Raw genomic sequence first — 10,098 nt, forward strand, 5'->3', positions numbered from 1 at the left:
TGGCAAACCCGCCAAGCTCGCCATCGTCGCGGTCATGCGAAAACTCATCGAGGCCGCCAACCTCGTCCTCGGACGCGGCCAGCCATGGGTCAAACAACCCGCAACTTGAACATGGTTGCTCCCCCAGAAGGGGAGGATCTAAAATCGGCCTACAGCGCCCGATAGGCCGGCAGGGTCAGGAACTCCTCGAACCCTTCCGAAAGGCTCATCTCGGTGAAGATGGCGATGGCCTCGGCGAAGCGGCCGGTCTCGAAGGCGCCGCCCGGCAGGGTCGTCTTGAGCGCGGCCATTTCCTCGTCCAGCAGGGTCCGGAACAGGGCCTCGTCGACCACGCGGCCGTCGTCCAGGGTGGCGGCCTGCTTGATCCATTGCCAGATCTGGGCGCGGCTGATCTCGGCGGTCGCGGCGTCTTCCATAAGGTTGTAGAGCGGCACCGCGCCCTTACCGCGCAGCCAGGCCTCGATGTACTGGACGCCGACCCGGATGTTCTCGCGCAGGCCGTGCTCGGTGCGGGCCCCCTCGTGGACCTTCAGCAGATCCTCGCGGCTGACTTTGACATCCTCGCGCAGCTTGCCCAGCTGGTTCGGGGTCGGCATGACCCGGTCGAACACCTCGAGCGCCACCGGGACCAGGTCGGGGTGGGCCACCCAGGTGCCGTCGTGGCCGTTATTGGCCTCGCGCTCCTTGTCGGCGCGCACCTTGGCGAAGGCCGCCTGGTTGGCCGCGTCGTCGCCCTTGACCGGGATCTGGGCGGCCATGCCGCCCATGGCGAAGGCCCCGCGCCGGTGGCAGGTCTGGATCAGCTTCAGCGAATAGGCTGCGAGGAACGCAGAACCCATGCCCATGACCGCGCGGTCGGGGGTCAGGGCCCGCGGCTGGCGGCCCAGACGCTTGATGTAGGAGAAGATGTAGTCCCAGCGACCACAGTTGAGGCCGGCCATGTGCTCGCGCAGCTCGTAGAGGATCTCATCCATCTCGAAGGCGGCGGGCAGGGTCTCGATCAGCACGGTGACCTTGATAGTCCCCTGCGCCGCGCCGAGGGCGTCCTGGGCGTAGACGAAGACGTCGTTCCAGAGGCGGGCCTCCAGATGGCTCTCCATCTTCGGCAGGTAGAAGGCGGGGGTGGCGCCGGCGGCGATCTGGGCCTTGGCGTTGTGGAAGAAGTAGAGGCCGAAGTCGAACAGGCCGCCGCTCATCTCTTCGCCGTTCACCAGGGCGTGGGCCTCGGGCAGGTGCCAGCCGCGAGGGCGGACCATCAGGGTCGCCACCTTGTCCTTCAGCGCATAGGCCTTGCCTGTCGTGGCGTCGGTGAAGCCGATCTTGCCGGCCCAGCGGTCCATCAGATTGACCTGGCCCTCGACCATGTTCTGCCAGGTCGGCGAGGAGGCGTCCTCGAAGTCGGCCATGAACACCTTGGCCCCGGAATTGAGCGCGTTGATGATCATCTTGCGGTCCACCGGCCCGGTGATCTCCACCCGGCGGTCCTGCAGGTCGGCAGGGATGGTCGCGACCTTCCAGTCGCCGTCGCGAACCGCCTTGGTTTCAGCCAGGAAGTCCGGCTGCTCGCCGGCGTCGAAGCGCTTCTGGCGGGCGGCGCGGGCGGCCAGCAGCTCCAGCCGGCGGGGATTGAAACGGGTGTGCAGCTCGACGAGGAAGGCCCGGGCCTCGGGCGTCAGCACCTCGGCCGCGCGGCCTTCCACGGCGCCTTTGAGTTCCAGGCCAGGGCAGGCGGCGACATCGACGGACATGTGGGGCTTCCTCGTTTCCGGCTCGGCCGGGATCATAGTCGATAAAAAGAGAGCCCGCCTCGACCCAAGGGCCGGGACGAGCTCTAGGAGAGACAACTGGGCGCTTATCGGCCCATGACGCTTAGGCGGGCAGCACGAGCTGTTCCGAGGCGATGGCGAAGCGGGTGGTGGCGCCGCTGCGGGTTTCCCGCGAGATGCGCTTCCACACTTCGCTAGCCTCTTCCCGGGTCTCGTAGGGGCCCAGCACCTTGGGGCCTTCGCCCTTCAGGGACTTGAACGCCATGCAGCTGTATTCGCCGCCGACAACCCAATACCGTTCCGTGGTCATGGTCCTTGCTCCCCCGGCCGCGGCCGGATCTGCTCAACTTTAGGCGAACTGGCCCATCGTGTTGTGGACGCCGCCGGCCTTCAGGGCCGCCTCGCCGGCGAAGTATTCCTTGTGATCGTCGCCGATGTCGGAGCCCGACATGTTCTGGTGCTTCACGCAGGCGATGCCCTGGCGAATTTCCTGGCGCTGGACGCCGAGGACGTAGCCCAGCATGCCGGCCGCGCCGAAGTATTCCTTGGCCAGGTTGTCCGTGCTGAGCGCGGCCGTGTGGTAGGTCGGCAGGGTGATCAGGTGATGGAAGATGCCGGCCCGCTTGGCGCCGTCCGCCTGGAAGGTGCGGATGCGCTCGTCGGCTTCGGTCGCCAGTTCGGTGCCGTCGTAGTCGACGCTCATCAGCTTGTCGCGGTCATAGGCCGAGACGTCCTTGCCCGCCGCCTTGTAGGCGTCGAACACCTGCTGGCGGAAGTTCAGGGTCCAATTGAAGGACGGGCTGTTGTTGTAGACCAGCTTAGCGTTGGGGATGACCTCGCGGATGCGGTCCATCATGCCGGCGATCTGGCTGACGTGGGGCTTTTCGGTCTCGATCCACAGCAGGTCGGCGCCGTTCTGCAGCGAGGTGATCGAGTCCAGGACGCAGCGATCCTCGCCGGTGCCTTCGCGGAACTGGAACAGGTTGGAGGGCAGGCGCTTGGGACGCAGCAGCTTGCCGTTGCGGTTCAGGACCACGTCGCCGTTATTGGCGTTCTCCGGGGTGATCTCCTCGCAATCGAGGAAGCTGTTGTACTGGTCGCCCAGGTCGCCCGGCGCATTGCTGACGGCGATCTGCTTGGTGAGGCCGGCGCCGAGGCTGTCGGTGCGGGTGACGATGATGCCGTTCTCGACGCCCAGCTCCAGGAAGGCGTAGCGGCAGGCGCGGACCTTCTGCAGGAAGTCCTCGTGCGGCACGGTGACCTTGCCGTCCTGGTGGCCGCACTGCTTCTCGTCGGAAACCTGGTTCTCGATCTGCAGGGCGCAGGCGCCCGCCTCGATCATCTTCTTGGCCAGCAGGTAGGTCGCCTCGGCGTTGCCGAAGCCGGCGTCGATGTCGGCGATGATCGGCACGACGTGGGTCTGGAAGTTGTCGACCGCGTCGAGCAGCTTTTCTTCCTTGGCCTTGTCGCCGGCCGCACGGGCCGCGTCGAGGTCGCGGAACAGGCCGCCCAGCTCACGGGCGTCGGCCTGGCGCAGGAAGGTGTAGAGCTCTTCGATCAGGGCCGGCACCGAGGTCTTCTCGTGCATCGACTGGTCGGGCAGCGGGCCGAAGTCGGACCGCAGCGCCGCGACCATCCAACCCGACAGGTAGAGGTACTTCCGGTCGGTGGTGCCGAAGTGCTTCTTGATGGCGATCATCTTCTGCTGGCCGATGAAGCCGTGCCAGCAGCCGAGCGACTGGGTGTAGTTGGCCGAGTCCGCGTCGTAGGCCGCCATGTCCTTGCGCATGATGTCGGCGGTGTAGCGGGCGATCTCCAGGCCGGTCTTGAAGCGGTTCTGCAGGCGCATACGGGCCACGGATTCGGCGTTGATGCCGTCCCAGGTGCCGTTCTTGCTCCTAATGAGCTGGCCCATCTCGATGATGTGGTCTTGGTATGCCATCTGTCTCTTCCGCGAATTGCCGTGGCCGTCACTTGTGACAAGCCGTTAGCGCCCTGTAACGCTTATGGCGCACGGCGCGAAGCGTTAACGCGGAGGCAAAAGGCACACATGTCACAGTACGACCTTGTAAATATTGTAAATCTGTGACAATAAGACTCATGGCCGTCGCGACCACAGACCGGAAACTGTTCCTGGGCGCCCGCATGAAGCGCCTGCGCCGCGAGCTGGGCCTGACCCAGACGCGGATGGCCGAGGACCTGGGCGTCTCGCCAAGCTATCTCAACCTGCTGGAGCGCAACCAGCGGCCGGTGACCGCCCAGGTGCTGCTGCGCCTGGCCGAGGCCTATGACCTCGACCTGAAGAGCCTGTCGTCGGACCCGGACTCGGCCGGCGCCACGGGCCTGTCCGAGGTGTTTTCCGACCAGATGTTCCGCGACCTGGGCGTCGCCCGCCACGAGATCGCTGAGGTGGCCGATTCCGCCCCCGGGGTGGCCGAGGCCATCGTGCGGCTCTACCGATCCTATCTCGACCAGCGCCGGCTCACCGACCTGGGCGCCATCGGCCGGCCGGAGGAGGGCGGCGCCTCGTCCCCGTCGGTGATCCCGTCGGACTGGGTGCGCGACTTCATCCAGGACCAGAAGAACTATTTCGCCGAGCTGGAGGAGGCCGCCGACGAACTCGTGGCCGAGTTGGCCTACGAGCCCCAGGAGTTCCACAACGCGGCCCGCGAGCGCCTGGCCAAGCGCCACGGCATCCAGGTTCGCGTGGTGCCCCTGGACGTCCTGCCGGAATCCGTCCGCCGCTACGACCATCACCGCAAGCGGCTGTTCCTGTCGGAGGTGCTGACCGGCGCCGGGCGCTCCTTCTCGCTGGCCTACCAATTGGCGATCCTGGAATACGGCCCGATGCTGGACGCCATGGCCGACCGCGCCGGTCCGCCCGATCGCCCGACACGCGCCCTGCTGAAGGTGAGCCTGACCAACTACCTGGCCGCCGCCCTGATGATGCCCTACGCGGCTTTCCACGAGGCCGCCGAGCGGACGGCCTATGACATCGAGCTGGTCCGCGCCCGTTTCGGGGTGTCGTTCGAGCAGGCCTGCCACCGCCTGACCACCCTGTCGCGGCCCGGCGCGCGCGGCGTGCCGTTCTTCATGCTGCGGGTGGATTCGGCGGGCAATATCTCCAAGCGGTTCGCCGGGGCGACCTTCCCCTTTTCGCGGTTTGGCGGCACCTGCCCGCGCTGGAACATCCACACCAGCTTCCGCACGCCCTCGCGCATCGTCACCCAGATCGTCGAGACCCCCGACGGCCAGCGCTACTTCACCCTGTCGCGGACCGTCAGCCGCATCGCCACCCCCTATGCCGGCGACGATTCCGAACTGGCGATCGGCATGGGGTGCGAGCTGAAGTTCGCCGAACGGCTGGTCTATTCCCGCGGCATCGACCTGCGCGACCCCGTGGCCACGGCCATCGGCCCCGCCTGCCGGATCTGCGAGCGGCCCGCCTGTCCGCAGCGGGCGGCCGAGCCCATCAACCGCACCCTGACGGTGGACGACTTCACCAAGTCGATCTCGCCCTATCCGTTCGCCGCCGGCTGACGGGGCGGAATGCTGGCGTCTTGCGCCGGAAAGACCTTGCGATACTAGAGGGTAGGGATTGCCGGGAAGCGGTCCGCGACGGGGGGAGTTTCCGGGGTCATGGCTGAGCGTAACGGCGGCCGATCGACCGACCGCTTCGCGCGCAAGCGCGAAGCGATTCTGGACGCCTCGACCCTGATCCTGAACCAGAAGGGCGTTAAGGGCCTGACCCTGGGCGTGGCCGCCGCCGCCGTGGGCCTCTCCACCACCAGCGTCACCTACTATTTCAAGCGCAAGGACGACCTGGCCGCGGCCTGCATGATGCGCGGGATCGCCTGGCTGCAGGGGGCCGCCGACCAGGCCATGGGCCAGGCCACGCCGCCGGCCCGCCTGCGCATGCTGCTGGAACTCTATCTGGAGCGTCTGCGGCTGACGGCCGTCGGCCAGGCGCCGCCTCTACCGGCGCTCTCCGATATCCGGGCGCTGAACAATCCGCGCCGCTCCGAGGTCAGCGAGGCCTTCCTGAAGCTGTTCCGCAAGGTGCGCGGGGTGTTCGATACCCCCGACCTCGCCTGGCTGGGCCGCGGCCGCCGCACGGCGCGCACCCACATGCTCATGGAGCAGATCTTCTGGGCCGCCGCCTGGCTGCCGAAATACGACGCCGAGGACTATCCGCGCATCTGCGATCGGATGCTGGACATCCTGATCGGCGGCCTGGCGGTGGAGGGCGCCCAATGGGCGCCGGCCCCGATCCCGCTCGCCGACCTGGCGGCCCGCGACGGCCTGGAGATGAGCCGCGAGACCTTCCTGCTGGCCGCCACCCGGCTGGTCAATTCGCGCGGCTATCGCGGCGCCTCGGTGGACAAGATCTCCGCCGAGCTCAATGTCACCAAGGGTTCGTTCTACCACCACAACGACGCCAAGGAGGACCTGGTCGTGGCCTGCTTCGACCGCACCTTCGAGGTGATGCGCCGGGTCCAGCGCCTGGCCATGGGTCTGGCCGGCGACCAGTGGCTGAAACTGACCAGCGCGGCGGCCGCGCTCGCCGAATACCAGCTCTCGGAGTACGGACCGCTGCTGCGCACCACGGCCCTGTCGGCCTTGCCCGAGGCCATCCGCGAGGAGCAGGTGGCCCATTCCAACCGGGTGTCCGACCGCTTCGCCTCGATGATCTCGGACGGGATATCCGAGGGCTCTATCCGCCCGGTCGACCCGTTCATCGCCGCCCAGATGTTGAACGCCACGCTCAACGCCGGGGCGGAGCTGGGGGTCTGGGTCCACGGCGTCACCCAGAAGGCCGCGCCCTCGGTGTTCGCCCGGCCGCTGCTGATGGGAATCTTCGCGCGGTAGGGCCGGGCGGAGAAGTTCGTTCCGTCTAGGCGCTCAGCGCCACGGGCTGCGCGCCGTTCGCCCGCTCCGTCCAGACCTGCTCGACCACGTGCAGCAGCCGCTCGGCGGTGACCGGCTTGGTCACGTGGCCATCGGCGCCGGCGGCCGACGAGGCCAGGGCGTGCTCGGGCATGGCGTTGGCGGTGAGGGTATAGATCGGGGTGCGCGGCTCGTTGTTGCGCGCCTCGCGACGGCGGATGGCCTTGATGGCGGTCAGGCCATCCATCACCGGCATCTGCATGTCCATGAGGATCAGGTCGAAGCGTGAGCGGGCGGCCTCGTCCACCGCCTCGGCGCCGTTCTCGACGCTGATCAGGTCGACGCCGGCCGCGCCCAGGATCAGCTCCACGACCCGGCGGTTGGTCGGGTGATCCTCGGCCAGCAGGACGCGCATGGTGTCCAGCTCGGCCTCCTCGGTCTGGTGGGCCTCGTGCTCGCCCCACATCTCCACCGTACCCTCCCGGCGCGGCAGCTCCAGGGACAGGTAGAAGGTCGCGCCCTTGCCCGGGGTGGCGTCGGCGGTCAGGTCGCCACCCATGGCCTCGGCCAGGGAGCGGGAGATGGCCAGGCCCAGGCCCGTGCCGCCGTACTTGCGGGTGATCGAGCCGTCGGCCTGCTGGAAACGGCCGAACAGCCGCTGGCGGGTCTCTTCGTCGAAGCCGATGCCGGTGTCGGAGACCGCGAAGGTGAGGTGGGTGGTGGTCTCGTCGCGGCGGGCGCGGACGGCGAGCCTCACCTCGCCGCCGGAGGTGAACTTCACCGCATTGCCCAGCAGGTTGGTGAGGATCTGGCGGATGCGCGGGGCGTCGCCCTCGAACATGCCCTGGGCGTAGGGTTCCAGCTCGACCTTCAGGTCGATGTCCTTGGCCTGGGCCGAGGCCTCGAACAGGGCCGCGCAGGCGTTGACCGAGGTGGTCAGGTCGAAGGGCTCGGGCCGGATCTCCATGCGGCCGGCCTCGATTCGGGCCAGGTCCAGGATGTCGGTGAGCAGGGCTTCCAGGGTCTGGGCCGAGGTCTCGACCAGCTCGACCATCTCGGCCTGACCGTCGGACAGGTCGGTGCGGGCCAGGGCGCCGGCGATGCCCATCACCCCGTTCAGCGGGGTGCGGATCTCGTGGCTCATATTGGCCAGGAATTCGCTCTTGGCCTTGTTGGCCGCCTCGGCCTCGTCCTTGGCCTTCAGCAGCTCCAGTTCGCCGCGCTTCTGGTTGTCGATATTGCGCAGCACGCCGATGGCGCGGATCACGCGCCCCTGCTCGTCCTTGGTGGCCTCGCAGGCGGAGTAGTGCCACTGGTGCGGCCCACCCTTCTGCAGGACCCGGTAGGTCTCGCGGAAGGGGGTCCCGTTCGCCAAGTGATCTTCCCAGGCGCTTTGCGCGCCTGCGCGGTCGTCGCGGTGGATGCCGAACCACATGTCGGCCATCATCAGGTCGAAGGTGGGCTCCATGCCGAGTTCCGCGTAGTCGAACCCGACCGTGCTGAGCGAGCGGCGCTGGTAGTCCATCTCCCACATGCGGACCTCGCCGATCTCCAGGGCGAGCTTGACCCGCTCTTCCGAGCGGCGGGCTTCCTGGGCGGCCTTGACCAGGTCGCGCTGGGCGTGGTGGCGGGAGCATTCGCTGGCGGCGATGGCCGCCAGGTCGATCAGGTAGTCCGCCAGCTCCGGGTCATAGGCGCGGGGCTCGTGGTGGGCCACGCAGACCACGCCGATGCGCTGGCCGTCGCCCAGGCGGATGGCGACGCCGGCATAGAAGCGGACACCCTCGGGGCCCATGACATGGGGATGGGACGCGAAACGCGCGTCCTCGCGGGCGTCGGCCACCCACAGGACCTCGTCGCTTTCGACCGCGACCTGCGAGAACGACTGATCCTGGCTGACCTGTTCGTCGTTCCAGTCCGGCCCGATGCTGGCGTGCCAGGTGCGCTTGGCGCCGACCAGCACCACGTCGCCCAGCTGCATCCGGGAATGGGCGCGCGCGAGGCGGCCGATCCGCTCGAAAGTCGGCTTCAGCTCGTCCAAATCAAGGGTTGCGATGGCGGCGAGGCGCTGGGCCTCGGCCTGCAAGGCCGGTCCTTCCTCGGACATCTTCTCCCCCGAACCATACTTGGGGCCGGATGTTGGTGGGTTTGGGTTAAATTTCCGTCTTTATCCGAACGGTGTTCGGCAACCTTCACTAGAAAGCTGTGGAGCAATTGTGAGCGCTTCGAGAGACGCTGGATCTCTCCGTGGTGAAGCCCAAACCGAAGGAGACTCAATGGCTTCTACAGCAGCTTGATCTCGCGAAGCCGCTCCAGAAGGAAGGCGTCAGCAGTGATCGCCGGCAGGCCCTGGTCGGGGTGCGTTTCGTCGACGCAACCAGGCAGGGTGACGATCTCGTAGTCCGGATTGAAGTGCAGGAAGAAGGGCGTCGAATAGCGCGCGAAGCCCCGGCGTTCGGGCGCCGGATTGACCACGCGATGGGTGGTCGAGGGCAGCACCTTGTTGGTCAGCCGCTGCAGCATGTCGCCGATATTGCAGACCACCGAGCCCGGCGGCGGATTGATCGGCAGCCAGCGGCCGTCGCGGTCCAGGACCTCTAGCCCAGCTTCCTCCGCGCCGAGCAACAGGGTGATGACGTTGATATCCTCGTGCGCCCCGGCGCGGATATTGGGGCCGTCCTTGGGCACCGGCGGATAGTGCAGCAGCCGCAGGATCGAATTGCCCTGGTCGACGGTGGCGTCGAAGAAATGCCGGTCCAGCTTCAGATAGGTGGCGATAGCCTCCAGGACCTTGCGGCCGAGCGCGTCCAGGGTCTGGAACAGCCAGGCGATCTCCGCCTGGAACTCGGGGACCTCGGCAGGCCAGACATTGTCGGGCATGGAGGCGCGGTAGGGGTGGCCCGCGGGCAGATCGCGGCCCATGTGCCAGAATTCCTTCAGGTCGAAGTGCTTGGCGTCCTTGGCGGTCTCGATGCCGAAGGGGGTGTAGCCGCGCTGGCCTCCCACCCCGACATACCGCCGCTTCACATCCTCCGGCAGGGCGAAGAAGGCCTTGGCGGCGGCGAGGGCGCGCTCGATGCGTTGCTGTGGCAGGCCGTGGTCGGAGATCACCGCAAAGCCGTAGCGGGCGAAGGAGTCGCCGAGGTCGCGGGAGAAGCCGTCGAAATCGCGTCCGAAATCCTGGAACGAGACGGGCTGGATCGAAGCTTGGGTCATGGGCGATCCCCTACACCGAGGCGCCCGGTTGGGCAAAAACCTCGCGAGTTGCAGGGCATGCACAGCTCCTCCTCTCCATCCGTCCTTCGGGGGGAGAGGGTAGGGTGAGGGGGGCTTGTCGGTATGAACCGGGTAGATGCCTGACAGTTTGGACCGGGTTGCTCCCTGACAGTTGAGGCTGTGGAAGGGAGGGCCCTTCCGATGCCGTTCAGGGAGCTTGGGCGCTTGG

Annotated in this window: 7 protein-coding genes; 2 read left to right on the forward strand and 5 right to left on the reverse strand. The window is 67.4% G+C overall.

Going from position 1 to position 10,098, the window contains the following annotated elements; all coding sequences use genetic code 11:
* Positions 1 to 149: 149 nt before the first annotated feature.
* The 3 genes from aceB to Q8Q88_RS21800 form a co-directional block, all read right to left on the reverse strand.
* Positions 150 to 1,748 (reverse strand): malate synthase A, encoded by a 1,599-nt coding sequence (aceB, locus tag Q8Q88_RS21790; RefSeq protein WP_305677284.1) that lies wholly within the window; start codon positions 1,746 to 1,748, stop codon positions 150 to 152.
* A gap of 121 nt (positions 1,749 to 1,869) precedes the next feature.
* A complete protein-coding gene (locus tag Q8Q88_RS21795; RefSeq protein WP_254834830.1) occupies positions 1,870 to 2,076 on the reverse strand; it encodes a hypothetical protein in 207 nt (68 codons plus the stop codon).
* 39 nt (positions 2,077 to 2,115) lie between these two features.
* Positions 2,116 to 3,708, reverse strand: a complete 1,593-nt coding sequence (locus Q8Q88_RS21800) for an isocitrate lyase (protein WP_305677285.1) — start codon at positions 3,706 to 3,708, stop codon at positions 2,116 to 2,118.
* A gap of 158 nt (positions 3,709 to 3,866) precedes the next feature.
* Here Q8Q88_RS21800 and Q8Q88_RS21805 point away from each other — a divergent pair, with 158 nt between their 5' ends.
* Together Q8Q88_RS21805 and Q8Q88_RS21810 are read left to right on the forward strand one after the other, a co-directional pair.
* Complete coding sequence (locus Q8Q88_RS21805; protein ID WP_305677286.1) at positions 3,867 to 5,306, forward strand: short-chain fatty acyl-CoA regulator family protein; 1,440 nt, start codon at positions 3,867 to 3,869, stop codon at positions 5,304 to 5,306.
* A 99-nt stretch (positions 5,307 to 5,405) separates the two neighbouring features.
* A complete protein-coding gene (locus Q8Q88_RS21810; RefSeq protein ID WP_305677287.1) occupies positions 5,406 to 6,635 on the forward strand; it encodes a TetR/AcrR family transcriptional regulator in 1,230 nt (409 codons plus the stop codon).
* A 25-nt stretch (positions 6,636 to 6,660) separates the two neighbouring features.
* Here Q8Q88_RS21810 and Q8Q88_RS21815 read toward each other — a convergent pair whose 3' ends face one another.
* Both Q8Q88_RS21815 and Q8Q88_RS21820 read right to left on the reverse strand, forming a co-directional pair.
* A complete protein-coding gene (locus Q8Q88_RS21815) occupies positions 6,661 to 8,760 on the reverse strand; it encodes an ATP-binding protein (RefSeq protein ID WP_305677288.1) in 2,100 nt (699 codons plus the stop codon).
* Positions 8,761 to 8,936: 176 nt separating this feature from the next.
* Entirely contained in the window at positions 8,937 to 9,869 is a 933-nt protein-coding gene (locus tag Q8Q88_RS21820) for an isopenicillin N synthase family oxygenase (RefSeq protein WP_305677289.1), read from the reverse strand.
* Positions 9,870 to 10,098 lie beyond the last annotated feature (229 nt).

It is taken from the genome of Phenylobacterium sp., assembly GCF_030697925.1.
Classification (GTDB): Bacteria; Pseudomonadota; Alphaproteobacteria; order Caulobacterales; family Caulobacteraceae; genus Phenylobacterium.

What these genes read in the sequence shown, in the direction of transcription:
- Q8Q88_RS21795 (WP_254834830.1), bottom strand. Translation starts at nt 2,076, where the DNA reads ATGACCACGGAACGGTATTGGGTTGTCGGCGGCGAATACAGCTGCATG.
- Q8Q88_RS21820 (WP_305677289.1), bottom strand. Translation starts at nt 9,869, where the DNA reads ATGACCCAAGCTTCGATCCAGCCCGTCTCGTTCCAGGATTTCGGACGC.
- Q8Q88_RS21800 (WP_305677285.1), bottom strand. Translation starts at nt 3,708, where the DNA reads ATGGCATACCAAGACCACATCATCGAGATGGGCCAGCTCATTAGGAGC.
- Q8Q88_RS21810 (WP_305677287.1), top strand. Translation starts at nt 5,406, where the DNA reads ATGGCTGAGCGTAACGGCGGCCGATCGACCGACCGCTTCGCGCGCAAG.
- aceB (WP_305677284.1), bottom strand. Translation starts at nt 1,748, where the DNA reads ATGTCCGTCGATGTCGCCGCCTGCCCTGGCCTGGAACTCAAAGGCGCC.
- Q8Q88_RS21805 (WP_305677286.1), top strand. Translation starts at nt 3,867, where the DNA reads ATGGCCGTCGCGACCACAGACCGGAAACTGTTCCTGGGCGCCCGCATG.
- Q8Q88_RS21815 (WP_305677288.1), bottom strand. Translation starts at nt 8,760, where the DNA reads ATGTCCGAGGAAGGACCGGCCTTGCAGGCCGAGGCCCAGCGCCTCGCC.